General features: G+C 70.3%; 25 protein-coding genes and 1 pseudogene. 13 read left to right on the forward strand and 13 right to left on the reverse strand.

Features of this window, described 5'->3' with window-relative positions:
* Window position 1: 1 nt before the first annotated feature.
* Window positions 2–919 carry an LLM class F420-dependent oxidoreductase gene (locus ACFV7R_RS28700; RefSeq protein WP_385268500.1) on the reverse strand — a complete coding sequence of 306 codons (918 nt, stop codon included), beginning with the start codon at window positions 917–919 and terminating at the stop codon, window positions 2–4.
* 196 nt (window positions 920–1,115) lie between these two features.
* Here ACFV7R_RS28700 and ACFV7R_RS28705 point away from each other — a divergent pair, with 196 nt between their 5' ends.
* Window positions 1,116–1,619: an AAA family ATPase gene (locus tag ACFV7R_RS28705; protein WP_385268502.1), complete on the forward strand. Its 504-nt coding sequence runs from the start codon at window positions 1,116–1,118 to the stop codon at window positions 1,617–1,619.
* Here the strand turns inward: ACFV7R_RS28705 and ACFV7R_RS28710 are convergent.
* From ACFV7R_RS28710 to ACFV7R_RS28765, 12 genes and pseudogenes are all read right to left on the reverse strand, one after another.
* The gene (locus ACFV7R_RS28710) at window positions 1,581–2,780 is read right to left on the reverse strand and encodes an LLM class flavin-dependent oxidoreductase (protein WP_385268504.1); all 1,200 of its coding nucleotides are present in this window, start codon (window positions 2,778–2,780) and stop codon (window positions 1,581–1,583) included. The two genes, ACFV7R_RS28705 and ACFV7R_RS28710, sit on opposite strands and share 39 nt — an antisense overlap.
* Window positions 2,773–3,864, reverse strand: a complete 1,092-nt coding sequence (locus ACFV7R_RS28715; protein ID WP_385268506.1) for an LLM class flavin-dependent oxidoreductase — start codon at window positions 3,862–3,864, stop codon at window positions 2,773–2,775. Before ACFV7R_RS28715 ends, ACFV7R_RS28710 begins: the two co-directional genes overlap by 8 nt.
* Window positions 3,861–5,234 carry an NtaA/DmoA family FMN-dependent monooxygenase gene (locus tag ACFV7R_RS28720; protein ID WP_385268508.1) on the reverse strand — a complete coding sequence of 458 codons (1,374 nt, stop codon included), beginning with the start codon at window positions 5,232–5,234 and terminating at the stop codon, window positions 3,861–3,863. Before ACFV7R_RS28720 ends, ACFV7R_RS28715 begins: the two co-directional genes overlap by 4 nt.
* Before the next feature lie 20 nt (window positions 5,235–5,254).
* Window positions 5,255–6,466: an LLM class flavin-dependent oxidoreductase gene (locus tag ACFV7R_RS28725; RefSeq protein WP_385268510.1), complete on the reverse strand. Its 1,212-nt coding sequence runs from the start codon at window positions 6,464–6,466 to the stop codon at window positions 5,255–5,257.
* A 79-nt stretch (window positions 6,467–6,545) separates the two neighbouring features.
* A complete protein-coding gene (locus tag ACFV7R_RS28730) occupies window positions 6,546–6,668 on the reverse strand; it encodes a putative leader peptide (protein ID WP_385268564.1) in 123 nt (40 codons plus the stop codon).
* Between the two features lie 11 nt (window positions 6,669–6,679).
* A pseudogene (locus ACFV7R_RS28735) lies at window positions 6,680–7,506 on the reverse strand (GNAT family N-acetyltransferase).
* Between the two features lie 102 nt (window positions 7,507–7,608).
* Window positions 7,609–8,592: an ABC transporter substrate-binding protein gene (locus tag ACFV7R_RS28740; protein ID WP_385268512.1), complete on the reverse strand. Its 984-nt coding sequence runs from the start codon at window positions 8,590–8,592 to the stop codon at window positions 7,609–7,611.
* A gap of 38 nt (window positions 8,593–8,630) precedes the next feature.
* Window positions 8,631–9,437 (reverse strand): amino acid ABC transporter ATP-binding protein, encoded by an 807-nt coding sequence (locus ACFV7R_RS28745; RefSeq protein ID WP_385268514.1) that lies wholly within the window; start codon window positions 9,435–9,437, stop codon window positions 8,631–8,633.
* A complete protein-coding gene (locus tag ACFV7R_RS28750; protein ID WP_385268516.1) occupies window positions 9,434–10,456 on the reverse strand; it encodes an amino acid ABC transporter permease in 1,023 nt (340 codons plus the stop codon). The genes ACFV7R_RS28745 and ACFV7R_RS28750 overlap by 4 nt, the downstream gene beginning before the upstream one ends.
* 21 nt (window positions 10,457–10,477) lie before the next feature.
* Window positions 10,478–11,434 carry an ABC transporter substrate-binding protein gene (locus ACFV7R_RS28755; RefSeq protein WP_385268518.1) on the reverse strand — a complete coding sequence of 319 codons (957 nt, stop codon included), beginning with the start codon at window positions 11,432–11,434 and terminating at the stop codon, window positions 10,478–10,480.
* The gene (locus ACFV7R_RS28760; RefSeq protein WP_385268520.1) at window positions 11,431–11,976 is read right to left on the reverse strand and encodes a GNAT family N-acetyltransferase; all 546 of its coding nucleotides are present in this window, start codon (window positions 11,974–11,976) and stop codon (window positions 11,431–11,433) included. Before ACFV7R_RS28760 ends, ACFV7R_RS28755 begins: the two co-directional genes overlap by 4 nt.
* On the reverse strand, window positions 11,973–13,109 hold the full coding sequence (locus tag ACFV7R_RS28765; RefSeq protein WP_385268522.1) for an LLM class flavin-dependent oxidoreductase: 1,137 nt from the start codon (window positions 13,107–13,109) through the stop codon (window positions 11,973–11,975). Before ACFV7R_RS28765 ends, ACFV7R_RS28760 begins: the two co-directional genes overlap by 4 nt.
* Before the next feature lie 593 nt (window positions 13,110–13,702).
* On the opposite strand from ACFV7R_RS28765, the gene ACFV7R_RS28770 reads away from it, so the two are divergent.
* The 12 genes from ACFV7R_RS28770 (at window position 13,703) to ACFV7R_RS28825 (ending at window position 26,471) form a co-directional block, all read left to right on the forward strand.
* A complete protein-coding gene (locus ACFV7R_RS28770; protein WP_385268524.1) occupies window positions 13,703–14,710 on the forward strand; it encodes an amino acid ABC transporter permease in 1,008 nt (335 codons plus the stop codon).
* On the forward strand, window positions 14,707–16,683 hold the full coding sequence (locus tag ACFV7R_RS28775; protein WP_385268526.1) for an FAD/NAD(P)-binding protein: 1,977 nt from the start codon (window positions 14,707–14,709) through the stop codon (window positions 16,681–16,683). Before ACFV7R_RS28770 ends, ACFV7R_RS28775 begins: the two co-directional genes overlap by 4 nt.
* Before the next feature lie 272 nt (window positions 16,684–16,955).
* Entirely contained in the window at window positions 16,956–17,525 is a 570-nt protein-coding gene (locus tag ACFV7R_RS28780; RefSeq protein ID WP_385268528.1) for a winged helix-turn-helix domain-containing protein, read from the forward strand.
* 13 nt (window positions 17,526–17,538) lie between these two features.
* Window positions 17,539–18,762, forward strand: coding sequence for an acyl-CoA dehydrogenase family protein (locus tag ACFV7R_RS28785; protein WP_385268530.1), 1,224 nt, complete (start codon window positions 17,539–17,541; stop codon window positions 18,760–18,762).
* A 181-nt stretch (window positions 18,763–18,943) separates the two neighbouring features.
* Entirely contained in the window at window positions 18,944–19,726 is a 783-nt protein-coding gene (locus ACFV7R_RS28790; RefSeq protein WP_385268532.1) for a TSUP family transporter, read from the forward strand.
* A 180-nt stretch (window positions 19,727–19,906) separates the two neighbouring features.
* Window positions 19,907–19,999: a putative leader peptide gene (locus ACFV7R_RS28795; protein WP_385268534.1), complete on the forward strand. Its 93-nt coding sequence runs from the start codon at window positions 19,907–19,909 to the stop codon at window positions 19,997–19,999.
* Between the two features lie 162 nt (window positions 20,000–20,161).
* Window positions 20,162–21,205: an ABC transporter substrate-binding protein gene (locus ACFV7R_RS28800; protein ID WP_385268536.1), complete on the forward strand. Its 1,044-nt coding sequence runs from the start codon at window positions 20,162–20,164 to the stop codon at window positions 21,203–21,205.
* 4 nt (window positions 21,206–21,209) lie between these two features.
* Window positions 21,210–22,058 carry an ABC transporter ATP-binding protein gene (locus ACFV7R_RS28805; RefSeq protein WP_385268538.1) on the forward strand — a complete coding sequence of 283 codons (849 nt, stop codon included), beginning with the start codon at window positions 21,210–21,212 and terminating at the stop codon, window positions 22,056–22,058.
* On the forward strand, window positions 22,055–23,071 hold the full coding sequence (locus ACFV7R_RS28810; RefSeq protein ID WP_385268540.1) for an ABC transporter permease: 1,017 nt from the start codon (window positions 22,055–22,057) through the stop codon (window positions 23,069–23,071). The genes ACFV7R_RS28805 and ACFV7R_RS28810 overlap by 4 nt, the downstream gene beginning before the upstream one ends.
* Window positions 23,072–23,140: 69 nt before the next feature.
* A complete protein-coding gene (locus ACFV7R_RS28815; RefSeq protein WP_385268542.1) occupies window positions 23,141–24,496 on the forward strand; it encodes an LLM class flavin-dependent oxidoreductase in 1,356 nt (451 codons plus the stop codon).
* Window positions 24,493–26,106: an FAD-binding protein gene (locus tag ACFV7R_RS28820; RefSeq protein ID WP_385268544.1), complete on the forward strand. Its 1,614-nt coding sequence runs from the start codon at window positions 24,493–24,495 to the stop codon at window positions 26,104–26,106. The genes ACFV7R_RS28815 and ACFV7R_RS28820 overlap by 4 nt, the downstream gene beginning before the upstream one ends.
* Window positions 26,103–26,471, forward strand: coding sequence for a 4Fe-4S dicluster domain-containing protein (locus ACFV7R_RS28825; protein WP_385268546.1), 369 nt, complete (start codon window positions 26,103–26,105; stop codon window positions 26,469–26,471). The genes ACFV7R_RS28820 and ACFV7R_RS28825 overlap by 4 nt, the downstream gene beginning before the upstream one ends.
* Window positions 26,472–26,605: the final 134 nt, after the last annotated feature.

Here is a 26,605-nt window from a genome sequence, read left to right on the forward strand (position 1 = left end):
CTCAGCTGTTCGCCAGCTCTCCGAGCAGCTTCCAGGTGCGGCTCCGGTCCGCCTCACCACCCAGGTCAGTCGCGGTGAACACCACCTCCGTCGCCCCGGCCTCGCGGTAACGCCGCACCTCGGCGGCGACGGTCTCCTCGTCGCCGATCACGGCCAGGTCGGCGGCCCGGGTGCCGCCGGAGAGCTCGATCACACGCTGGTAGGAGGGGAATTTCTCGTAGAACGCGAGCGTCTCGGTCGCGGTCTCCCGCACGGCTTCGGTGTCGGCGGTGACCACGCCGGGGACGAACGCCACGATGCGCGGTGCCGGACGACCCGCCGCCTGTGCCGCGGCGGTGACGGCCGGGACGATGTGCTCGGCCAGGGCACGCGGTCCGGCGAGCAGGGGCAGGATCCCGTCCGCGAGTTCGCCGGAGACCCGCAGCGCCTGCGGCCCCATGGCGGCAACCAAGATCGGCACCGGCGGCTCGGAGCCCGGCACCGTCGCCGGCAGCGGTGGGGTGGCGGTCAGCAGCTCACCGTGGAAGTCGGCAGTGCCCGTCTCCACCAGCTGGCGCAGGGCGGTGAGGAACTCCCGCAGCAGGCGGATGGGGCGCTCGTAAGGGATGCCGAAGCCGGCCTCGGTCAGGTGCTTGGTGCCGAGCGCGAGTCCGAGGTGGTAGCGGCCGCCGGTGGCGGCCTGGGCCGTCTGGGCCTGGCTGGACACCAGCAGCGGATGGCGGCCGAAGACGGGGATCGCCGCGGTCCCGACATGCAGCCCGGGCACCTCGCGGCCCACGATCGCGGCAAGCGAGGGAGAGTCGTACGCGAAGGTCTGCCCGAACCACGCGGAGCGCAGGCCGGTCTCGTGGGCCTCGCGCGCGAGCCGCACCGTCGTGTCGATCCGGTTCTGGAGAGCGAGCGTTACTCCAATGGTCATACCCGGGGCAACCGGCAGGCGTGTGACGGGCATTCCTGTCCGCGTATGACAAGCTCGTGGCAGCCTCGTAACGACCGGTGCCGCGCCCCGGCCGAGGTGCCACCGTCGCAGTACAGCATGGGCATGACGTCGGCCACGCGAATCGTTCGCCGGGGCGGAAAGCGCCTCCTGCGGCGGCTATCGGAGGGATAAAGCCGTGCTCATCGTCATGGGCGGCCTGCCCGGCGCCGGGAAGACCACCCTCGCCCGTCTCCTGGCAGCCCGGATCGGCGCGGTGCACCTGCGGGTCGACACGATCGAGCAGGCGATCGTCCGTTCCGGGGTGGCCCGGCACCCGGTCGGTCCCGTGGGGTACGCCGTCGGATATGCCCTGACCGAGGAACATCTACGGCAGAGGCTCACCGTGATCGCGGAATCCGTCAATCCGCTGAGTGTGACGCGCGACGCCTGGCGTGCCACGGCCCTCGGTGCGGGTGTGCCGGTCGTCGAGGTGGAGGTGACGTGCTCCGATCAGGCGGAGCACCGCCGCCGCGTGGCCTCGCGGTCGGTCGACATTCCGGATCTGCCGCTGCCGGACTGGCAGCAGGTCGTCGACCGGGAGTACGAGCCGTGGGACCGCGAGCGCGTCGTCGTCGACACCGCGGGACAGAGCCCGCAGCAGTCACTGGCTGTGCTCCTGCGTGGCCTCGAACCGCGCTGACCGAGACGTGGCGGCAGCGCGGCGCGCGGCCTGGAAGGAGTCACCCCGGCGGCGCCATTCCTCCGCGAGCAGTTCGTACGAACGGACCCGGTCGGCGTGGTCGTGGGTGATCGTCGTGATGAGCAACTCGTCCGCACCGGTGGCCTCCTGGAGCTGTTCGAGCTGGTCGGCCACCCGGGCCGGTGAGCCGACGAACTGGGTGTCGATGCGGTCCTGTACGAGGGCCCGGTCCGCGTCGCTCCACGCGTGGGCGCGCGCCTCCTCGGGTGTCGGGAACTCGATGGCGCCTTCGGCGGTGCGGATGCTGCGGACCCACAGGCCGTAGCCGGTGGCGAGTTCGCGGGCGGTGGCGTCATCGTCGGCGACGACGGCGGAGACACTGACGTACGGCTTGTCGAGGAACTCGGAGGGCTGGAAGAAGGAGCGGTAGCCCTCCACCGCTTCCAGGACCGTGGCGGGGCTGACGTGGTAGTTCGCGGCGAAGGGCAGGCCCCGGGCGCCCGCGGCCTCGGCGCTCTGGCCGCCGCTGCTGCCCAGGATCCACACCTCCACGTCGGCGCCCTCGCCCGGCACGACGTGCGCCTCGATGCCCTCCAGGGAGCGGTAGGTGCCGGCCAGCAGCGCGAGGATGTCGTCGATCTGCTCGGCGTAGTCCTGCGACTCGGCACCCGGGAGCAGGAGCAGCTTGCGCTGCAGTGCCACACGGGGTGAGCCGAGCAGGTGCTCGAAGGAGAAGCGGGGCGGGATGAGCAGGCCGTTCGGGGCGCGGCCGTCGACGACCGGGGTGGCCGTCGGCATGGTCGTCTTCTCCCCCGGCGGGCGGCCGCCCGAGCGGCCCAGGCCCAGGTCGAGGCGGCCGGGGTGAAGGGCGTCGACCAGGCCGAACTCCTCGACCGTGGACAGCGCGGTGCGGTGTCCGAGCTGCACAGCCCCTGAGCCGAGTCGGATCGTGGAGGTCGCGGCGGCGGTCAGGGCGAGGACGACCGCCGGGGACGTACCCGCCACACCCGGGTTGAGGTGGTGCTCGGCGAACCAGTAGCGGGCGTAGCCGAGCCGCTCGGCCTGCTGGGCGAGGTCGATCGAGTTGCGCAGGGCGTCCGCGGCCGTCGATCCGGACGGGATCGGGACGAGGTCGAGGACGCCGAGGGGGATGTCAGACACGGGCGGACTCCTGGGTGAGGGGTGGCGCCGGAAGCACGGGTCCCCATGCGAACGGCGGGTCCGGGATCTCGCGGCGCAGCACGGGGGCGACCTGGGACTGAAACAGCTCGAGGGAGGCGCGGTGCCGACTGTCGGTCAGCCCGCCTGCGTCGGCGTGCAGATGGAGCACAGTGTGGCCGAACTGCTCGTGGTAACGGTGCACCTTGTCGATGACCTGCTGCGGGCTGCCGATCAGTGCGGAGCTGCGTTCGACGAAGTCCTCCAGGTCCTCGAAGACGACGGGCAGCCCCGCCTGCTTGTAGAAGGCCAGATTCGCTTCGAAGACCGGCCGGTAGGTGGCGAGCGCCTCCTGCGAGGTACGGGCCACGCAGATGCCCGCCGTGCCGGCGCCGATCGCGATGTCGGCCGGGTCGTGACCGTAGTGCTCCCAGCGCTCGCGGTAGTGGCGGATCAACTCGGCGTAGGGCTCTATGGGGTTGGTGACGTTCGCGGAGAACAGCGGGTCGCCGTAGCGGGCGGCCAGGTCGACCGACTCCTTGCTGGTGGCGCTGCCGTGCCAGACCCGGATGGGCTGCTGGAAGGGCCGGGGCCACACCTCGGCGTCCGTCAGCGGCGGGCGGAAGCGGGTCTGCGCGGTGACCTTGTCCTGGCGCCAGATCCGCCGGAAGACCTCGTAGCTCTCGGCGTTGCGGTCCCACTGGTCCTCGGGCGTGACGTGGAACAGCTCGCGCTGGGCGGCGCCGTTGCCCTTGCCGATGATCAGGTCCAGCCGGCCCTCGGAGAGGTGGTCCAGGGTGGCGTAGTCCTCGTAGGCGCGCACCGGGTCGAGCAGACTCAGGGTCGTCACCGCGGTGAAGAGGCGAATGCGTTTCGTCAGCGCGGCCACATGGCTCAGTACCACGGTCGGCGAGGACGAGATGAACGGCCGCTCGTGCCGCTCCCCCACCCCGAAGCCGTCGAAGCCCAGCTCCTCGGCCAGCACGGCGTTGTCGAGGACCTCGCGGAAACGCTCATGGGTCGGCTTCTGTACGCCGGTGACCGGGTCCGGGCGATGCACGATCAGGGTGATGGCGATGAACTTCACGACGCCACCCGCTCGCCGCGGATGTCGTCCGGGTGCGCCAGGCTCAGGTGGTCCCGCAGGGTCGTGCCCTCGTACTCCGTGCGGAACACACCCCGCTCCTGGAGCAGCGGGACCACCTTGTCGGCGAACTCGTCCAGGCCGCTCGGGGTGATGTGCGGGACGAGGATGAAGCCGTCGGCGGCGTCGGACTGGACGAAGTCGTTGATGGTTTCGGCGATGGTGGCCGGGGAGCCGACGAAGTTCTGCCGGTTGCCGGTGTTGATGACCAGGTCGCGGATGGACCAGTCGTTGGCCGCGGCGAGTTCGCGCCACTCGCGGGCGGTGGCCAGCGGATCCCGGTACATGCGGACCTGGGCCCGGCCCTTGGAGATGTGATCGTCGCCGACGTCCGGGTCGATGTCGGGCAACGGCCCTTCCGGGTCGTACGCCGACAGGTCCCGGTTCCACACGAACTCCAGGTGCTTGAGGGCGGTGGCCTCGCTGACCTGCTGCCGGCGCACCTCGCGCGCCAGTTCCTCGGCGTCCGCGTCAGTGTCGGCGAGGGCGAAGGTCGCGGCGGGCAGGATGAGCAGCTGGTCGGGGCGGCGGCCGTACTTGGCCAGGCGGGACTTCACGTCCCGGTAGAAGGCCTGGCCGGCCTCGAGGGTGCCGTACCGGCTGAAGATGGCGTCCGCTTCCGCGGCGGCGAACTCGCGGCCCTCGTCGGAGTCGCCGGCCTGGAAGATGACCGGGCGGCCCTGCGGGGAGCGGGGGACGTTGAACCGCCCGTGGATGTCGAAGTGCTGTCCGGTGTGGACGAAGGCACCGGCCTTGGCGTCCCGCAGGAAGGTGCCGGTGGCCTGGTCGGCGAGGATCTCGTCACCGTGCCAGGAGTCGAAGAGCTCGTTCGCCGTGGCCAGGAACTCCTTCGCCCGGGAGTAGCGCTCCTCCTGCGGCAGGAATCCGCCCCGGCGGAAGTTCTCGCCGGTGAAGGCGTCCCAGGAAGTGACGACGTTCCACGCGGAGCGCCCGCCGGAGAGGTGGTCGAGGCTGGCGAACTGGCGGGCCACCTCGTACGGCTCGTTGAAGGTGGAGTTGATGGTGCCGGTCAGGCCGAGGTGCTCTGTGACGGCGGCGAGCGCGGCCAGCACGGTGAAGGTGTCCGGGCGGCCGACGACGTCCAAGTCGTAGATTTTCCCGCCCTGTTCCCGGAGCCTGAGGCCCTCGGCGAGGAACAGGAAGTCGAACTTGGCGCGTTCGGCGGTCCGCGCGAAGTGCGCGAAGGAGCTGAACTCTATGTGGCTGCCGGCCCGCGGGTCGCTCCACACGGTGGTGTTGTTGACGCCGGGGAAGTGGGCGGCCAGGTGGATCTGCTTCAGCGGCTTGCTCATGGTGGTGGACGTCCCTCGGCTCAGGCGGTGGCGGCAGCGGCGTAGCGGTTGGCGGGGCGGGCCAGGCCCAGCAGGCCGCGCAGGGTGTCGGCCTCGTAGGCGTGGCGGAAGGCGCCCCGGTGCTGGAGTTCGGGGACCAGACCGCGGGTGATCGCCGGGAGGTCGTGGCCGGCGACGGCGGGCCGCAGCCGGAAGCCGGTCAGCCCGGCGCTCTGCAACTCCTGGAGCAGATCGGCGAGTTGGACGGGCGTGCCGGTGAAGATCAGGGCGTCACTCGAGTACGGCTGTCCCGCGAGCGCGTCGAGCCGTTCCCGGCGGGCGGTCGCGGCGGCCGGGTCGGCGTCGAGGAAGACCACCAGGTCACCGAAGACGTGGAGCGGTTCGCCGGCTCGCCCCGCCGCGTTCTGCTCGGCGCGGATCTGGGCGACGATCGCGCGGGCCTCGTCGGCGTCGTACGGCGTGACGTAGCCGATGTCGGCGGCGCGGGCCACGAGCCGGAACGGGACGGTGTCGTGGGCGAGCGCGCTGACGATCGGTCGGCCCTGCGGCGGGCGGGGCGTGATGGAGGGGCCCTTGACGCTGAAGTGCCTGCCCTCGAAGTCGATGTAGTGCAGCTTGTCGCGGTCGATGAAGCGGCCCGTGGCGGCGTCCCGGATCTCGGCGTCGTCCTCCCAGCTGTCCCAGAGGCGGCGCACCACCTCCACGTAGTCGGCGGCCTCGTCGAAGAGGTCGGCGACCAACTCCCGTGTGTCCGGGTGGTCGTAGGCCTGGATACGCGGGATCGTACGGCGGCCGAAGTGCGCGGCCTCGTTCGGGCGGGCGGTGATCTGCACGCGCAGGCCGGCACGGCCGATGCTGACGTAGTCGAGGGTGGCGATCGCCTTGGAGATGTGGAACGGCTCCGTGTGGGTGGCGACCACCGTCGGCACCAGTCCTATGTGCCGGGTCAGCGGGGCGACCCTGGAGGCGATGAGGACGGCGTCGAGGCGGCCGCGGACCTGGTCGGTGCGCTCGTCCGGGTCCAGGAAGTGGGACGACTGCGGGCCGAGGCCGTCCTCGATGGTCACGAAGTCGAGGAGCCCGCGCTCGGCCTCCGCGACCAGGTCGGCCCAGTACGCGGCGGTGAACAGATCCCGGGGCCGGGCCACCGGCTCGCGCCAGGAGGCGGGATGCCAGCCGGTGCCGTCCAGGGCGACGGCAAGGTGCAGGGAAGAAGGAGGTGTTGAGGACACGAGTGGAGTGCCTTCCTGGAAGTCCGTGACGAGAACGCCGGCCCTCACACAGGGCTGGGCACGGCGGTGAAGGAACGGGTCAGGAACAACAGGGCGCGCCGGCTACGCGCTGGAGGTCGATGTGCGGCCGGGAGTGGAGGTGCACGGCGTGGAACGTGTGCGTCACGTCCGCGACCTCGCTCCACCGCTCCGAAGTGCCCATCTCGTCGTGAGTCACAACAGCCTTGGTCCAGGGTGTGTTCCTGGCGTGCGCACCTGAAGGATCGTCGTCCGGCGGCGCGGGGTGAAGCCGATCGACTCGTACAGCCGAATCGCCCTCGTGTTGGTAGCGGCGGCGTGCAGGAAAGGGATGTCACCACGGTCGCGGATACCCGCCGCGACGGCACGTACGAGTCGGGTCGCCAGGCCGCGGCCACGCTGCGCCGAGTCGGTGCATACGGCGCTGATCTCCGTCCAGCCGGGCACCCGTAGCCTCCCCCAGCCTTCGGCCGGGGGTACCCCCATCTCGCTTCGCTCGCCAGCCATGGCGATGAGACGCTCCCTGTGCCGGATGCCGAGGTGGGTACCGAGTACGACGGTCCGGGCGAGGAAGGGTCCTGGTCTGGTACGAGCGACCAGCTCCAGGATCTCCGGTACGTCGCCGGGCCCGAGCAGCACCGCCTCCGGGGCGGGCTCGGCACGCAAGGCGGTGTCGACCAGTTGGACGCCCCGTCCGCCGCCGAAACGACGTCCCAACCGACGGGGACACTCTCGACTTCCTTGATCCATACGATGGTTGCCGGTCCCACGAGCGCGCGCAGGTCGGCCCAGGCGGCCGGATCCGCAGGATCGGCGACGGCGGCGAACGCGTAGACGTCGGCCGGATAGCGGGCGGCTCGGCCCACCCTCCCCCAGCCTTCGCCCGAGGGGACCTCCATCTCGCTTCGCTCGGAGAAGTGGACGTGCGGGCCGGCCGGCGCGGCCCAGACAGTGTTGTCCAGAACGCGCATGCTCGGGATGACCAGGGCTTCGCCACCACAAGCGTCGATCGCATGTGACACAGGGCGGAATCCTTAAGGTTCGAAGACGGTCCGGGGCGGTCGCGCCTCGCACGGGGGCGGTTGAGGGGCGCGGAGGCCGTGCGTCTCCGCGCCCTGGACCGGCTACTTGTTGGTCTTGGGCAGGCCGGGCGGGTTGATCTCCGACTTGGTCACCGCCTCGTCGGAGAGGCCCCAGCGCTTCAGCACCTTCGCGTACGTCCCGTTCTCGATGACGTGGTCGAGGGCGTCGGCGAGCGGCTTGACGAGGCCGCTGTCCTTCTTGGTCGTGGCCGCGATGAGGCCCTGGAGGGTGGCGCCGGCGCCGGAGTAGGTGCCGACGACCTCGGTGCGGCCGGTGGTGGCCGCGTGGTAGGCGGCGGTCGGGTTGGGGCCGAGGTAGAGGTCGATGCGGCCGGACTGGAGGGCGAGATAGGTGTCGCTGTCGTTCTGGTAGTACTTGATGTTCACCGGCTTGCGGCCGGCCTTCTCGTTCTCCTTGCTCCACTCGATGAGCAGCTTCTCCTGGTTGGTGCCGCTGCCCACCGCGACCGTCTTGCCCGCCACGTCTTCGGGTCCGGTGACCTTCAGTCCGCTGCCCTTCTTCGCCTCGAAGCCCAGGTTGTCCTCGCGGTAGGTGGCGAAGTCGTACTTCTCCTTGCGTTCCTCGGTGACGGTGATGTTGCTGAAGCCGACGTCGTACTTGGCGCTGTCGAGGCCGACGAAGATGTTCTCCCAGGAGACCGTGTTGATGTGCAGCTTGAGGCCGAGCACGTCGGCGACCAGAGAGGCGATGTCGGGCTCGACGCCGATGACGGTCTTGTTGTCGGTGGCGAAGAAGGTCAGGGGCGCCGCGGAGCCGGACGAGTCGACGATCTCCAGGGTGCCTCTCTTGCGGATCTTCTCCGGGACCTCGGCGGCTATGGAGTCGACCTTGTCGGTAGTGATGCGGTTCTGGTCGGGACTGATGTTGATCTTCGTCTTGCTGTCCGACGTGGCCGCGACCTCGGTCGTGCCGCCGTCGTCGGGGTTGCTGCACGCGGCGAGGACGAGGGTGGTGGCGAGTCCGAGCGCGGCTGCGGCAGTGCGGCGGGTGATCGAGGTGGACATGGTCGTGCTCCTTGCTTGTGGAAAGGGGTGAGGGTTGGTCAGAGGACCTTGGAGAGGAAGGCGCGGGTTCGCTCGTGCTGCGGGTCGTCCAGGACGGCCGCGGGCGGGCCCTGCTCCACGACGACACCGCCGTCCATGAACACCACGGTGTCGGCGACCTCGCGGGCGAAGCCGATCTCGTGGGTCACGACGATCATGGTGGTTCCGGTGCGGGCCAGGTCCTTGATGACGTCGAGGACTTCGCCGACCAGTTCCGGGTCGAGCGCCGAGGTGGGCTCGTCGAAGAGCAGCACCTTGGGTTCGAGGGCGAGTGCGCGGGCGATGGCCACGCGCTGCTGCTGGCCGCCGGAGAGCTGCCGGGGGTAGGCGTCGGCCTTGTCGGCGAGGCCGACCCTGTCGAGGAGCCGGCGGGCTGTCTCCTCCGCTGCCCTGCGCGGGCGGCGCAGTGCGGAGACGGGCGCCTCGATCAGGTTCTCCAGCACGGTCAGATGCGGGAAGAGGTTGAAGTTCTGGAAGACGAACCCGATGTGGGTGCGCTGCTTCAGAACGTCCTTCTCCTTCAGTTCGTGCAGCTTGCTCCCGGAGCGGCGGTAGCCGATGAGTTCGCCGTCGATGCTGATCCAGCCGCGGTTCACCTTCTCCAGGTGGTTGATGGCGCGCAGCAGCGTGGACTTCCCCGAGCCGGACGGGCCGAGGATCACCGTGACCTCGCCGGCGCGGACCCGCAGATCGACACCGCGCAGCACTTCCAGCGGGCCGAAGCTCTTGTGGACGCCGTGGACGTCCACCATCACGTCGTCGACCGTCGGCGTCGCGTCCTTGACGGCCACCGTCACGTCGCTCATCGGCTGTCTCCCAAGGGCTTCAGGGGTACGACGGGCTGGTTGCGCTGGGTGGCGGCGGCGCGCAGGGTGCGGACGAAGCGGCGGGCGCGCTGGAGCGGGGTGGGCGGCGGGGTGCGGTTGGCGCCCCGGGCGTAGCGGCGCTCCACGTAGTACTGCGCGACCGACAGCAAAGAGGTCAGCACCACGTACCAGGCGGTGGCGACCAGCAGCAGCGGGATCACCCGGCCGTTGCGGCCGTAGATCACCTGCACCTGATAGAAGAGCTCGCCGATGGACATCACGTAAACCACTGAGGTGCCCTTGAGCAGGCCGATGATCTCGTTGCCGGCCGTGGGCAGGATGGCGCGCATGGCCTGCGGCAGCACGATCCGGCGGATCTGCCGCAGCCGGGGAATGCCCAGCGCGGCGGCCGCCTCCAGCTGCCCGTGGTCGACGGCGATGACACCACCACGCACGATCTCGGCGGCATAGGCGGCCTGGTGCAGCGTCAGCCCGATGATGGCGGCGCCCATGGTGCCGATGATGCTGTTGCTGTCGACGGACCAGAACACCGGGCCGAAGGGGATGCCGAAGCCCAACTCCTCGTACAGCGCGCTCAGGTTGAACCAGAACACCAGCTGGACGATCATCGGGATGGACCGGAAGATCCAGATGTAGGTCCAGGCGACGGTCTGCAGCACCGGGCTGCGTGACAGCCGCATGAAGGCCAGGACGGTGCCCAGGAGGAAGCCCAGCACGGTGGCGTACGCGGTGAGCTGAAGGGTCACGTAGACCGCCTGCACGATCGTCTCGGACAGCACGTAGTCGCTGAAGACGCCCCACTCCCACACTGGGTTGGTGGCCAGACCGTGCACGAACTGGGCGGCCAGCACGATCACGGCGACGGCCGCCACCCAGCGGGCGTAGTGGCGGGCGGGTACGACCTTGAGGAAGGCCGGATCGTCCGGGGCGGGCGGGGCTTGTGGGCCGGTGCCCGGGGTGGCCGCACCGGGCGGCGCGGTGTCGGTGGTGGATGCCATCGTGGTGTTCCTGCTCAACTCTCAGGTGTGCTCGGGCGGGTTGATCCGCGACGTCTCGATCGCGGAGGCGGTAGTGCCCCACTTCTTGAGGATCCGGGCGTAGGTGCCGTCCTTGATCAGCTCATTGACGGCTGCCTGGAAGGCCTCGGTGAGCGGGGAGCCCTTCTTGAAGGCGAATCCGACGTCGAGGCGGTGGAACTCGCCGAGGAAGGTGGTCTGCGACGCGGGCTGGGCCGCCTGGTAACGCAGGCCATTGATGGTCGACATGATCACGTCGATACGGCCCTGCTGGAGTGCGGTGAGGGTCGCCGCGTTCTCCGAGTAGACCTTCACGTCGTACGGCTTCTTGCCCGCCTTGGCGCACACCCCCTTCTGCGCGGTGAGGGTCGCCTCGAAGGTGGTGCCGGCGCCAGTGCCGATGGTCAGCCCGCACAGCTGGGTGAGGTCGGTGACCTTCTTGCCGAGGGCGGTGTTGGCCGTCTTCACCGCGAAGCCCTGGCCGTCGTTGATGTAGGTGACGAAGTCGATGGTCTTCAAGCGTTCGGTGGTGACGCCGAAGTTGCCGGTCCCGAAGTCGTACTTGCCGCTGCCCAGGGCGGGCAGGATCGTCTCGAAGGAGGCGTCCTGCCGCTCCAGCTTTACGCCGAGGACCTTGGCCACCGCGTCGGCGAGGTCGATGTCCTGGCCCGCCGGCGGCTTGTCCTGCCCGCTCGGGTAGTACGCCCCGGGCGGGAACCCGATCGAACTGCCGACGCGGAGCCTGCCCGCCTTGCGGACGTCGGCGGGGAGCAGGGCCGCGACGGAGTCCACCTGGCGTACCGCGGCCACCGGGTCGTCGGTCGGCGCGGGGGATGCCTGAGCGCCCGCCGATGTGACGCCGGAGGTGTCGCCGGAGCCACAGGCGGTCAGCGCCGGTACGGGCAGCAGAGCGATGGTCGCGGCGATGCGCAGGCGGGTTCTGATCGGGCGAAGGTTCACAGGTCGGCTGCCTTTCCCGTGCGTGCTGTGCGTGCTTCGGCCGGCAGATGCTTCTCGAAGGGCAGCGGGCCGATGGTTTCCGGGTCGACCTCGGCGTCGAACAGCGGTGTGTAGCCGGTGGCCAGGTACAGGCCACGGGCCTCGGGCTGGCGTGGCCCGGTGGTCAGGTAGATCCGCCGGTAGCCGCGTGCGCCCGCCTCGCGTTCCAGCTCAGCGATGACGTGCCGGGCAAGGCCGCGCCTCCGGTGGGCGGAGTGGGTCCAGATCCGCTTCAGCTCGGCTGTGGTCGCGTCGTACCGGCGGAAGGCGCCGCCCGCGACGGGCTCGCCACACTGCAGCAACAGGAGAAGCAGGCCGCCGTAAGGTTCGGTGAACTCCTCGTCGGGGTAGCGGGCGATTTCGGCGTGGGCGTCCTTTCCGTAGCGCGTGGAGTACTCGTGCCCGAGTTCGCGCAGCAGGGGTCTCACACGCGGATCGGAGACAGGGACATGAAGCACTGTCACATCCACTGCTGACGATGATGGCTGGGCTACGGAGGTCATTCGCCCACCGCCGCAAGGGTTTGCGTCCCGCGTGCCGCCCGCTCGGCGTCGCGCTTGGCGACCTCCTCGCGGACGATCGGGATCACATACCGGCCGAAGTCGATGGCGTCGCCCAGCAGGTCGTAGCCGCGCGCCGAGAGGATGTCGACGCCGAGGCCGTAGTAGTCAAGTAGCGCTTGGGCCACGGTCTCGGGCGTGCCGACCAGGGCGTTGGAGTTGCCCGCGCCGCCGGTCGCTGCGGCGGTCGGCGTCCACAGGGCCCGGTCGTAGCGCTCCCCCGCCTCAGCGATGGCGAGCAGCCGCTGCGAGCCGGTGTTCTGAGGCTGCGCGTGCCCGTTGTGGCGCTTGGTGATCGCCTCACCCCTCTCCTTGCGCGCCTTGATCGCGCCGACCGTGCGGTGGGCCTTCTCCCAGGCCAGCTCCTCGGTCGGGGCGATGATCGGGCGGAAGGCGACCTGGATGCGCGGCACGTCGGTGCGGCCCGCGGCCTTCGCGGCGGCCTTCACGTGCTCGATCTGCTCGGCGGTCTTCGCCAGGGGTTCGCCCCACAGGCAGTAGACGTCGGCCTCCGCGCCGCCCGCGGCGTACGCGGCAGGGGACGAGCCGCCGAACGACACGTTCGGGCGGGGCTGCTGGACCGGGAAGACGTCGCTGACGAAGTCGTGGAAGCGGTAATGCTCGCCCTCGTGGTCGAAGGGCTCGTGGGTGGTCCAGATCTTCTTGACGATCCGGATGTATTCGCGGGTGCGGGTGTAGCGCTGGTCCTTGGTGAGGGTGTCGCCCTCGCGGCCCTGCTCGTGGTCGTTGCCGCCGGTGATGAAGTGCACGGTCAGCCGGCCCTCGCTGATCTGGTCGAGGGTGGCGAAGGTCTTGGCGGCGAAGGTGGGGTAGGACACGTTGGGCCGGTGGGCGAGCAGGATCTGCAGGCGCTCCAGCCTGCTCGCGATGTACGCGGCGGCCGGCGCGGGGTCCGGCGATCCGGAGCCGTAGGCGAACAGCACCCGGTCCCAGCCGTGGTCCTCGTGGGCCCGGGCGAGCCGGAGCGTGTACTCCTTGTCGAACGCGGCGCCGGAGCGCGGGGTGGTTTCGGAGCCGTCGTTGGTGGCGGCGATGCCGAGGAACTCCACTGGCATGGGAGATGGCCTTTCAGGGTGCGGCGACACGCAGGCATGACGGAATTGCCTTACGTGCAGGCATGAGCGCACAGACCGTCAGGCAGACGGGTCGGTGCAGTCGTGACGACGTCGAGCGTCGGAGAAGCAGAGCTGCGGCAGCGCGCGTGAGGAGAGAACTCGGCCCGCGACGGGGTCACCGAGGGAGGGAAGGGCCGATCAGACGGCCCGCTGCCGAGTCAGGCGCAACACGCGGCGGACCACACCCGACCGAAGTCGATGTGATCGCGCGAGACCAAGCGCTGCTGGGCATTCATGCGACTAATTGAGCAGTACATCGTGGCGCCCGTCAAGCAGCGCCCGGATGCCGGACCGCCGGGACCGGCCCTGCCCAGGGCGCTGTTGACACATCGATGCCCTGGGCACATACGATCGACAGCGGGTCGGCCGCCCTGCGCGGCGGCCTCTCCGGCCGCGTTGAGGGACGCGGCGAATGTGACGACGCCGAGCCCCGGCCGCACCGTACGCACGTAGCGCCTGTGCCGTTGCGCTCCCTGCGAGTGCCACCGGGTGGTCACCCACGCCTGCGATCCCCTCCCCCGGAGAGCCTCTCGATGGTCACGCCTTCCGAAGTCACGCCAGCCCCTGCGCCGAAACCCCCGAAACGGGCGAGCGCGCCCGGCCCCAACGTGCCGCGGATCGTGCCGCGCCGGCACACCGGCCGGTGGCTGACGGCTGTCGTCGCGCTGCTGCTGTTCGCGATGGTGCTCAACTCCGTCGTCCGCAACGACGCCTTCCAATGGGCCGTGGTCGGCCGGTACTTCACCACCGCCGCCGTGCTCGACGGACTGCTGCTCTCCCTGTGGCTGACCGCCGTGGTGATGGTGCTCGGCTTCCTGCTCGGCACCGTGCTCGCGGTGATGCGGCTGTCGGCCAACCCTGTGCTGCGCACGCTGAGTTGGGGGTATGTGTGGATCTTCCGGTCCACACCGCTGCTGGTGCAGCTGCTGTTCTGGTTCAACATCGGCGCCCTGTATCCGACGCTGGGCATCGGCATCCCGTTCGGTCCGCAGTTCCTCTCCGTCAAGACGGTCAACCTCCTCGGCCCCACCCTGACCGCCGTCATCGGCCTGACCCTGCACGAGACCGCGTACGCCGCCGAGGTGGTGCGCGGCGGCATCCTCTCCGTGGACGCCGGGCAGACGGAGGCCGCCCAGGCGCTCGGCCTGAGCAGACGCCGCACCCTGCGCCGGATCGTCGTCCCCCAGGCGATGCGCTCCATCGTGCCCACGGCCGGGAACATGCTGATCGGCACCCTCAAGGGCACCAGCATCGTCAGCGTGCTGGCCGTGCACGACCTGCTGTACTCGGTGCAGCTGATCTACAACCAGACCTACCAGGTCATCCCGCTGCTGATGGTCGCCACCCTGTGGTACATCGCGGTCACCACGGTGCTGAGCGCGGGCCAGTTCTACGTCGAGCGGTACTACGCGCGCGGGGACTCCCGCGCCCTGCCGCCGACCCCGCTGCAACGGCTGCGCGGCCAACTGACCGCCGTGCGCCACCGACTGAGTGCGGCGACCGCTGCCGATGCCCGCCCGGCGATCGGCGGTGACCGGTGAGCAGCACCCCTTCGCCGGCTGTCCTGGTCGTCGTCGGCGCGGGGCCGCGCGCCACGGGCCTGCTGGAGCGGATCGCCGCGAACGCGCCCGAACTGTGGGACGGGTCGAGGCAGTTGCGCATCCACCTGGTCGACCCGCACCCGCCCGGCCCGGGACGTGTCTGGCGGCACAAGCAGTCCGCGCTGCTGCGGATGAACTCCATGGCCGAGGACGTCACCATGTTCACCGACGAGTCGTCCACCATCGACGGCCCGGTACGGCCCGGCCCCTCGCTGGCCGAATGGGCCGCCCAGTTCTCCGGCCGGAGCCCGCGTCACGCTCCGTACACCGAGCCCGCCGACCCGGAGGTGCTCGCCGAACTGCGCACCCTCGCCGGGACGGACTTTCCCACCCGCCGCGCCCAGAGCGCCTACCTGGACTGGGTGTTCCGCAGGGCGCTGGCCCAGCTGCCGCCCACCGTCACAGTCGAGTGGCACCCCACCACCGCGACCGCCGTCACCGGTTCCCCGAACGGCCCGCAGCAGGTGCACCTCGCCGACCGTGCCACTCCGCTCACCGCCGACCTGGTGATCCTGGCCCAGGGACACCTCGGCTCCACTCCCGCCGCCGAGTACCGTGACCACGCCGCCTTCGCCCGCCGACACGGCCGCTTCCACCTCCCGCCCGAGTTCTCCGCCGACGCCGACCTGTCCGCACTGCGCCCCGGCGAACACGTCATCCTGCGCGGCTTCGGCCTCGCCTTCATCGACCTGATGACCCTGCTCACCGAGGGCCGCGGCGGCACCTACCGCACCGAGCCCGACGGCACCCTCACCTACCTCCCGTCCGGCCACGAGCCCGTCCTCCACGTCGGATCGCGGCGCGGAGTGCCGTACCACTCCAAGACCCGCTACCGACTCCAAGGCCCGCGGCCCCCGCTGCCCCGCCACTTCGGCCCCGAGGCCGTCGACGCGCTGCTCGCCGAGGGACGCCCGCTGGACCTGCGGCGCGACGTGTGGCCGCTGATGGCCAAGGAGATCGGCTTCGGTCACTACCACGAGCTCTTCCACGCCCACCCCGAGCGCACCACCCTCCCCTGGCCGGACTTCATCGCCGCCTACGACCGTCTGGGCTGGTACGACGACGAGATGGCCGCTCTCGTCGCCACGGCCGTACCCGACCCAGCGGACAGGCTCGACTTCGAAGCCCTGGACCACCCGCTGGACGGCCTCACCTTCCCCACACCGAACGCCTTCCAGGACCACCTGCGCGACCACATCGCTCAGGACGTCACCCGTCGCGAGAACCCGGAGTTCAGCGCCGACCTCGGCGCGTTCCTCGCCCTGCTCTCCGTCTACGGCCAACTGCCCCGCCTCGTCGCCTCCGGTCGTCTCACCGCCCGCTCGGTCGCCGACGACCTCGACGGCTGGTGGCACGGCTTCTTCAGCTTCCTCGCCTCCGGTCCGCCCGGCTTCCGCCTGCGCCAACTCCTCGCGCTGTCCCGGGCCGGCATCGTCCACTTCCTGGGGACGCGTATCCGCATCGCCACCGACGAGACGAGCGGCACCTTCACCGCGACCAGCCCCACCGTCTCCGGCCACACCACCCACGCCACGGCCCTGATCGAGGCGTACCTGCCGGGCCCCTCCCTGGCACACACCGAGGACCCACTCCTGCGGGGCCTGTATCGGGAAGGCGCACTCGCCGAGGAGGTCATCGCCGACCCCACCCACACCCACCGCTCCGGCCTGCTCGCCGTCTCCCCCACAGACGGCCACGTCATCGACCCGTCCCTCGACAGCCCCCATCCCCGCCGCATCGCCCTCGGCGCCCCCACCAACAGCCGGGCCGTCGCCGCCTTCGCCCGCCCCCGCACCAACGCGCCGGCCTTCCGCCAGAACGACGCGGTCGCCCGCGCGCTCCTGCGCGCCCTGAGCGCCACCGAGGCAAAGACGGCAACGTCTCCGGTGGATGGCCGACCTCTCAAAGTGTGAGACCTTCCCTACTTTTCCTATGGAATTACTAGGGAAGCCTTGACTGTGTCCGCCGGGGGCGCACAGGATGATGAACATGTCCCGTAAGCAGCAACGACTCGTTCGTCGTCGGCATGTCGACTTTGGTCACGTCGTCAGTGCCGCCTGCTGCCGCGCGTAAGGCACGCGACTCGCACCTTCGCCCGTGCCGCTCCGCTCCCCCCTTCCCGGGCGATCAGGCGAATTCACCCACTGCGCCTGATGGCCCCACACACTTCTGAGGGACAACCGCCATGACCACGGCACTTCCAGCCCAGGCCACCCCACACGATCCGCCCCTCTCCGACACACCCCATCTTCGCCTGGTGGGCGATACCGCTCAGAGAGACACCCAGGGACACACTTCCGCGCCGCTCGTCGGCTACCTAGTGCTCGTCCCCGAGGGCACCGATCCCACCGAGCTCTTCGCCAAGGACAGGCCACGGCCCGAGATCCGACCGGTCGCCGCCGCAGGCTCGGCCCCTGTCCGGCGGACGGCGGACGACGTCGTCCGCATCGATCCGGCGCGACATGTCGCCGAGGTCGACGGACGTGAACTCGACCTCACCTACCTGGAGTTCGAGCTGCTGGCGCATCTCGTTCAGCATCCCCACCACGTGCAGACGCGTGATCGGCTGGTGGCCGCCGTCTGGGGCTACGACCACATCGGCGACGGCCGCACCGTGGATGTCCACATCGCCCGCCTGCGCCGCAAGCTGGGCGAGGCTCACCGGCACCGGATCGTCACCGTCCGGCGCGTGGGCTACAAGTACGTGCCCGACCAGCAGGAGAGCCCCAACGCCGCACACTGTGGCCGATCTTGAGGAGACAACTTCCATGGGCCTTGCCTCCGCGCCGTCCCGCCCCGTCTCGCCGTCCGACCGGACCGGGCCCGCGCACTGGCTGCACGTGGCCCGCGAGGCGGCGGACGACCTGGCCACGGACACCGTGGCCAGGGAGCAGGCGGGCAAGGCCCCGATCGACGAGGTGTCCCGGCTGCGCGAGGCGGGACTGCTGACGCTCCTGACGCCGGCCGAGTCCGAGGGAGGCGGCGCGGACTGGCCCACGGCCTACGCCGTCGTCCGGGAGATCGCCGCGGCCGACGGCGCGATCGGTCAACTGCTCGGCTGTCACTACTTCCTGTCGGGGAGCGCCCGGTTCTTCGCCGGGCCCGCCCTCGCCGCGCGGATAGACGAGCGGTCCGCAGCCGAACAGTGGTGCTGGGGCGGCGGTTTCGCGCGTCAGGAGCCGCCTCTGAAGCTGGCCAGGACCTCCAAGGGACTGGTGCTCGACGGTCGGCAGAGCTACACCACCGGGGTCCTGGTCGCCGATCGTCTCGCCGTGCGCGCCGTGCGGGAGGACACGGGTGAACCACTCGCCGTCGTGGTGGATCCCGCCCGTCGCGGTGTGGCGATCGACGGTGACGCCGACACTTTCGGCCAGCGGCTCGCGGCCGGCGGCAGCGTGGAGTTCGACGACGTACTGGTGGGTACCGACGACGTGCTCGGCTCCCTGTCCGCGGACGAGGACTTGCTGTCGCCCCGGGCCGCCCTGGCATCTCCGGTCGGGCGTCTGTTCTCCGCCCAGCTCCTTCTCGGCATGGCCGAGGGAGTGCTCGCCGAAGCCCGTGAGTACAGCAGGACGGGCCACGCAGCCTGGCACCCCGCCTGGCCGGCCGGCTCTCCCCAGGACCCGCAGGCGCTGACCGCCTACGGAGAACTCACCGTCCTCACCCGCTCCGCGTCGGCACTCACCGAGCAGGCACTGGAAGCCGTGCAGGGCGGCCTTGAGCGCGGCGAAGACCTCACCTATGACGAGTCCGCGGACATCTCCGCGCTCGTGGCCATGGCCGAAACCGCCGCGGCCAGGGCAGCGCAGGAGTCCACCACCCGCGCCCTCGATATCGTCGGCGCCCGCTCCATCTCCGCGCGGCTGGGCTTCGACCGGTTCTGGCGCAATGCCCGAACCCACACCCTGTACGAGCCCGTGACCCACCGGCTCCGCGATGTCGGGGAGTACTTCCTCAACGGCGCCCACCCTCCGTTCGCCCTGCCCGCCTGATCGGGAGGCGGGGACGTTCGAAGAGACCGATTCCGGAGATCGATTCCGCAGTCCCGCCCGTGCCTGAGCCGACCGATCTGCTGCCAGGATCCCTCGCTACCGGGGTGCTCAGCAGCCCTGTGGGTCGGCAGCCGGGAGCACGGCGGCGATACTGGCCGGGCATTCGAATCGGAGGCCTGCCGTGACATGGTCAACAGGGCTGGCCGGGCTGGTCGTCGGCCTGCTCATAGCGGTGGTGACCGCGCCGGTGGGCGTTTCGGGTGCGGTGTTCCTGCTGCCCGTGCAGTTGAGCGTACTCGGGGTGCCCAGCCCGGCGGTCACGCCCACCAATCTGCTGTTCAACGTGGTGGCCGGGCCCGGCGCCCTGCTGCGCCACCACCGCGAGGGCCTGCTGTACGGTCCGCTGACGCGCCGCCTGGTGACCGGCACTCTGCCCGGGGTGGTCATCGGCGCCGTGATACGGGTCTTCGCCGTACCGGGGGCCACCGTCTTCCGCCTTCTGGTCGCCGCTCTGCTGATGCCACTGGGCCTGTGGCTCATCGGGCGCACCCTCCGGCCCGCCCGGCCTGCCCCGACTGCGGAACCCTCGCCCCGGGGCATCACCGGACTGGCCCTGGTCGTCGGGGTCGTCGGTGGGATCTACGGGATCGGCGGAGGATCCATCCTCGGCCCCATACTGGTCGGCCGGGGCATGCCCGTCGCCCGCGTGGCACCGGCCGCCCTCGCCTCCACGTTCGCCACCTCCGTGACCGGGGCCGCGGCCTTCGCGCTGCTGTCCCTGACGGGCTCCGGTGACATCGCCCCTGACTGGTACCTCGGTCTGGCCTGCGGCCTCGGCGGACTGATCGGCGGCTACCTCGGAGCACACCTGCAACCTCGTCTGCCCGAAACGGCGCTGCGTCTCCTGCTCGGCGCCCTGGCCACCGTCCTCGGTGCCTTCTACGCCGCGCAGTCACTGCGCTGACGGCGGTGGCGGCGGCGGTGGCGGCGGTGGCGGTGGCGGCGCAAACGGCAGTCACCACGCCACCGCCCTTCCAGAGAATTGTGAACGCCGCGCTTCATTCACATGTCGGACTGTTGAGAATATAAGACGCATACGCAAGCGACATTGACCTGGCTGGATTTCGCTGCAACTCTCTTGGCTGTGAGCAAGTCCGAGACCCTCGCCGCGCGACTGCACGTCGATCTGCGACGTCAGGCCAGCGCCATCTGTGCCGCCGGTCGCCACACCCGCTGACAGGCACAGCTCCCCCTTCGCTCCATTTCACAGTCGGCTTCTGCGCGAGCCGCTGTTTTCAACAGACGTCGGTCCCTCCTCATAGCCATTTCTGCTGAGGTCTCTTCTCCGCCGTTCGACGTCTGCCTTTTCCTTGCCCCGTTTCCTGAACAGGACCTTTCCATGGCCACGACGGCATCGACCCGACGTCACTTCCTCACCCTGCTCGGTCTTTCGGCGGTGTCGGTGAGCTGCGGCACGTCCGCGTCCGGAGTACCGGCCGCCAAGGACCAGACCAGGACGCTGAGATACCAGGGCTGGGCCGGTCAGGTCACGTTGCCCGAGCTGGCCGAGGATCTCGGCTATCTGGAGGACGTGAAGCTGAAGTGGGTCGGCAACACGATCAGCGGACCGCAGGACATCCAGTCCGCGGCCACGGGTCAGGTCGACTTCGGCGGCGCGTTCAACGGCGCGGTCGTCAAGCTGGCCGCCAACAACGCTCCCATCAAGGCCGTCATCAGTTACTACGGCGCCGACAAGTACGCCTACAACGGCTTCTACGTCCTCAAGGACAGCCCGATCCGCTCGGCCCGGGACCTGATCGGCAAGAAGGTCGGGATGAACACCCTCGGAGCCCACTCCGAGGCCATGCTCGACATCTACCTTCAACGGGGCGGTCTGTCCCAGGCGGACATCGACAAGGTCGAGCCGCTCGTGGTGCCTCCGGTCAACACCGAGCAGTCCCTGCGCCAGAAGCAGATCGAAGTAGCCGTACTCGGCGGCATCCTGCGCGACAAGGCCCTGGAGACCGGCGGCGTCCGCCCACTGTTCACGGACTACCAGCTGCTCGGCGCGTTCAGCGCCGGCACGTACGTGATGACGGACCGCTTCCTGAAGCAGAACCCCGACACGGCCCGGACCTTCGTCACTGCCGTGGGGCGGGCCATCGAGTGGTCACGTTCCACTCCGCACGAGGAAGTCGTCGACCGGATGACGGAGATCGTGAAGAAGCGCGGCCGCAACGAGGACACTGCACCGCTGAAGTTCTGGCGGTCCTACGGCGTCGCCGAGACGGCGGGCCGGATCACCGGCAAGGAACTCCAGTTGTGGATCGACTGGCTGGCCGAGCGGGGCGACATCAAGAAGGGCCAGGTCACGCTGTCGGACCTCTACACCAATGAGTTCAACGACTACAAGAAGTCCTCCGCCGCGAAGAGCGGGAGCTGATCCCATGCCGGATTCCACCACGCATTCCACGACGCCCAAGATCGTGTTCGAGGACGTACGGAAGGAATTCACCGTCAAGGACCGGACGGGGACCGGGCAGACCACCCGGTTCACCGCCCTCGACGGTATCGACCTCGAGATAGCGGACGGCGAGTTCGTCGTCCTGGTCGGTCCCAGCGGCTGCGGAAAGTCGACGCTGCTGGATCTGCTCGGCGGCCTCACCCACCCCACTGGCGGGCGGATCCTGCTGGACGGCGAACCCGTCACCGGCCCGGGCCTGGACCGGGGCATCGTGTTCCAGCAGTACGCGCTGCTGCCGTGGCGCACGGCGCAGGGCAACGTCGAGTTCGGCCTGGAGGCCACCGGCGTCCCGCGGCGCCAACGAGCCGCACGCGCCCGGGAGTTCCTGGACTTGGTCGGCCTGATCGGGTTCGAGGACCGCCATCCGCACGAGCTGTCGGGCGGAATGCGGCAGCGGGTGGCGATCGCCCGCAGTCTCGCCTACGACCCCGACGTCCTGCTGATGGATGAGCCGTTCGCCGCGCTGGACGCCCAGACCCGGGAGTCGCTCCAGGACGAACTGCTGCGCATCTGGCAGCGCACCGGCAAGACCGTCGTCTTCATCACCCACGGCATCGACGAGGCCGTCTACCTGGGGCAGCGCGTCGCCGTCATGACGTCCAGGCCCGGCCGGATCAAGCAGATCGTGCCGGTCGCCCTCGGCTCCCGTACGGCGACGGACGACCTCCGCTCCAGTCCTGAGTTCGCACGGCACCGCCACGAGATCTGGTCGCTGCTGCACGACGAGGTGGCCAGGGCCCAGCAGTTGGAGAAGGAGGAGGCCTCCGTATGAGCTCCACGACCGGCACGACCGCAGAGAAGACCGACGCGACCCACGCGACCACCACGACCGACGCGGCGAACACGACAGAAACCGTCCAGGCACCTTCCCTCACCAAGTCCGCCGAGTCCGCCACGTCCCCTGAGGCCGGCACATCCACCGCGCCCACGCCCGGCGCCTCATCACCCCCGGACGCGCGCCGGGCTCCCTCCCTCACGGCCCGTGTCCGCCGGACGGCGCTGCGGACGGTCCGCCGACTGCCGTACCTGCTGCTGAAGGGGGCGACCAAGTCCGCGGCCATCGTGGCCCTGCTCCTGCTGTGGGAGATCGCGCCACGAGCCGGTCTGGTGGACCGGACCTTCCTGCCGCCGTTCAGCGAGGTTGCCGACGCCTGGTGGGGGCTCGCCACAGACGGTCAGCTCGCCGACAACGCGCGCGCCAGCCTGGCGCGTTCGTTCAGCGGATTCGGTATCGCCGTAGCCGTCGCCGTACCGCTCGGGCTGCTGATCGGCTGGTACCGGCCGGTCGCCGACCTCCTCGGACCGCTCCTTGAGGTGTTCCGCAACACCGCCGCCCTGGCCCTGCTGCCGGTGTTCGTACTGCTGTTGGGCATCGGCGAGACCTCGAAGGTCTCCATCGTGGTGTACGCGTGCACCTGGCCGATCCTGCTCAACACCATCAGTGCGGTCCGCCACGTCGATCCGACCCTGCTGAAGCTGGCGAAGTCGATGGACCTGTCCGCGCCCCGGCTGTTCCAGAGGGTCATCCTGCCGGCCTCGGTGCCGGTGATGTTCACCGGCATCCGGCTGGCCGGAGCGGTGTCGATCCTGGTGCTGGTCGCCGCCGAGATGATCGGTGCCAAGGCGGGCCTCGGCTATCTGATCAATGCCTCGCAGTACAACTTCGCGATCCCGCAGATGTACGCGGGCATCATCACGATCTCCGCCATCGGCGTGGTCTTCAACCAGTTCCTGGTGACCGTCGAGCGACGGCTCAGCTCCTGGCGCGTACCCGCGGGCGGCTGACCTGCCCGCCACCGCCCCTCCCCTCTCCCCCTGTCACCCGCTCCTCTCGCCCCCGATCCGAGGAACCCCATGACCGCGCCCAGACCCCGTCAGCTGCATCTCAACGCCTTCCTGATGAACGCGGGCCACCACGACGCCGCCTGGCGGCACCCGCGAACCCAGCCCGAACGCGTCACCGACCTGCGCTACTTCCAGCACCTCGCGCGCACCGCCGAGCGCGGTCTGCTCGACTCCGTCTTCCTCGCCGACGGACTCGCCCTGTGGGGGAAGGTCCGCCACAACGCCCTCGGCGGCTTCGAACCGCTCACCCTGCTGTCGGCCCTGGCGGCGGTCACCGAGCACGTGGGCCTGATCGCCACCGTCTCGACCACCTTCAACGAGCCCTTCCACACCGCCCGCAAGTTCGCCTCCCTGGACCACATCAGCGGCGGCCGGGCCGGCTGGAACATCGTCACCTCCGGCACCGTGAACGAGGCCCGCAACTTCGGGCAGGACGAGCACCTGGAGCACGCGCTGCGCTACAAGCGGGCGCGGGAGTTCGTCGAGGTCGCCACCAAGCTGTGGGACAGCTGGGAGGACGACGCGATCCTGCTCGACCGTGAGCGCGGCGTCTACGCCGACACCGACAAGGTGCGGGAGATCAACCACCGCGGGGAGTACTTCGGGGTGCAGGGCCCTCTGAACGTACCGCGCACCCCGCAGGGCTACCCGCTGCTGGTGCAGGCCGGTTCGTCGGAGGACGGCAAGGAGTTCGCCGCCCAGTACGCCGAGGCCGTCTTCACCGCCCAGCAGACCCTCGCCGACGGCCAGGCCTTCTACAAGGACCTCAAGTCCCGGCTCGCCCGATACGGCCGTACCAGGGACCAGCTGCTGGTGCTTCCCGGCATCGCGCCCGTCATCGGCTCGACCGAGGCCGAAGCCCGCGCGCTGGAACAGGAGTTGACCGAACTCCAAGTGCCGGAGTACGGGCTGGCCCAGCTGTCCGGCATGCTCGGTACCGATCTGACCGGGCTGCCGCTGGACGGGCCGCTGCCCGAACTGCCGCAGGAGCGGGACATCAACGGCAACAAGAGCCGCTTCACGCTCGTCGCCGAACTCGCCCGCCGTGACGGTCTCACCCTGCGTGAGCTCATCGCCCGCCTCGGCGCCGGACGCGGCCACCGCGTCTTCGCCGGCACTCCCGAGCAGATAGCCGACGGGATCGAGGAGTGGTTCACCGAGGGCGCCGCCGACGGATTCAACATCATGCCGCCCCACCTGCCCGGCGGCCTGGAGGACTTCGTCGACCACGTCGTACCGATCCTGCAGCGGCGCGGGCTGTTCCGAACCGAGTACACCGGCCGCACCCTGCGCGAGAACTACGGCCTGGCCCGCCCCGCCAACCGGCTGACCGCGACAGCCACAGGAGAGGAAGTGGCCGTATGACCGGTCTCGACCTCACCACGGACGTCCTGGTGGTCGGCGGCGGCCCCGCCGCCACCTGGGCCGCGCTCAAGGCGGCCCAGGACGGGGCGGACGTGGTCCTCGCCGACAAGGGCTACTGCGGCACCAGCGGCGCCACCGCCTCCGCCGGAACGGGCGTCTGGTACGTCCCCCCGGAGCCCGCCGCGCGCGAGGCGGCCATGGCGAGCAGGGAGGCCCTGGGAGGCTATCTGGCCGACCGGCGCTGGATGGCCCGGGTGCTGGACCAGACGTACGCCGGGGTGAACGAACTGGCCGCGGCAGGGCGCTATCCCTTCCCGACCGGAGCGGACGGAAAGCAGCTCAGAAACGGCCTCCAGGGGCCGGAGTACATGCGCAGGATGCGGATCCGCGTACAGCGGGCCGGGGCGCGCGTCCTCGACCACAGTCCGGTCACCGAACTGCTCATCGATCCCTCCGGGGCGGTCGCCGGGGCCCGGGGGCACCGGCGGCAGGCCGGTCAGCCGTACCGGGTGCGTGCCGGGGCGGTCGTGCTGGCCACGGGCGGCTGCGCGTTCCTCAGCGGTGCTCTGGGCTGCAACGTCAACACCGGCGACGGTGCGCTGTTCGCCGCGGAGGCGGGCGCGGAGCTGTCCGGGATGGAGTTCTCCAACGCGTACGGCATCGCGCCCGAGGGAACGTCCGTCACCAAGACCGCGTTCTACTCCTTCGCGACCTTCTACCACGAGGACGGCACGGTCCTGGAGGGCGCGGCCAGCCAGGGCGGCCGGTCCGTGATCGCGCGTGCGCTGCTCAGCGAGAAGGTGTACTGCCGCCTGGACCGGGCGGACGAGGCGGCCCGGCAGGCGATGCGGCTGGCCCAGCCGAACTTCTTCCTCACCTTCGACCGGCTCGGCATCGACCCCTTCACCCAGCGCTTCGCCGTCACCCTGCTCGCCGAGGGCACCGTGCGCGGCACCGGCGGCATCCGCATCACCGGCGACGACTGCTCCACCACCGTCCCCGGGCTGTACGCGGCCGGGGACGCGGCGACCCGTGAGCTGATCTGCGGCGGCTTCACCGGCGGCGGCAGCCACAACGCCGCCTGGGCCATCTCCTCCGGCATCTGGGCGGGCCGGGGCGCCACCCGCCACGCCCACTCGCTCGGCGTACGCGCCGCCACGAGGCGCCTGGTGGCCGCGGGCGGGGCCGGGCTCCGACCCACCGGGCCCCCGGGACCGGCCGACGGCTTCCGCGAGGTCGTCACCGCGGTCCAGGGCGAAGTGCTGCCGTACGAAAAGAACTACCTGCGCCACGGCGACCGGCTCACCGCCTCACTGAAGGTCCTCGACACCGTGTGGGCGGAGTCCCGCGCCTCCCTGCACGCCGAGGGCGGGGACACGATACGGGCGAGGCAAGCGGTGGCGATGGCGGCACACGCCCGCTGGATGTACGCGGCCGCGCTGGCCCGTACCGAGACCCGCGGCATGGCCAAACGGCTCGACTTCCCCGCGCAGGACCCCGGCCAGCACCACCGCATCATCACGGGCGGTCTGGACCGGGTGTGGACCCGTGTCGAGCCCCTGACGAACGCGTCGGCCACGTCAGCCGCACCCCTGGAGGTGGCTTCGTGATCGAACTGGTCTCGGCGGAACGCTGCATCGCCTGCGACAAGTGCATCAAGGTCTGCCCGACCGACGTCTTCGACCGAGGCGAGGACGGCATCCCCGTGCTGGCCCGCCGCGACGACTGCCAAACCTGCTTCCAGTGCGAGGCGAACTGCCCGGCCGACGCCCTGTTCGTCGCGCCCCTGACCCATCCGCTGCCCGACGACTCCACCGGCCGGGACGAGGACCACCTGGACCGTACGGGGCTGCTCGGCAGCTACCGCCGGCACATCGGCTGGGGACGGGGCCGCACACCCGGCGCGCTGCGGGCCATCGGCCCTCCCCTCAGCCCGCCGGGGTCCCAGGGAAGCTCCCTGCCCATCACCTCCTGACGACCTCCCGACTGATCACCCCTCGAAAGGACACCCGCGCATGACCACCAGCACCGCCTTCGACATCCGCAGGATCGGCGGCCGTATCGGCGCCGAGATCCTCGGCGTGGATCTCTCCACCGACCTCGACCCCG

This window comes from Streptomyces sp. NPDC059866 (assembly GCF_042731325.1).
Classification (GTDB): domain Bacteria; phylum Actinomycetota; class Actinomycetes; order Streptomycetales; family Streptomycetaceae; genus Streptomyces; species Streptomyces flavusporus.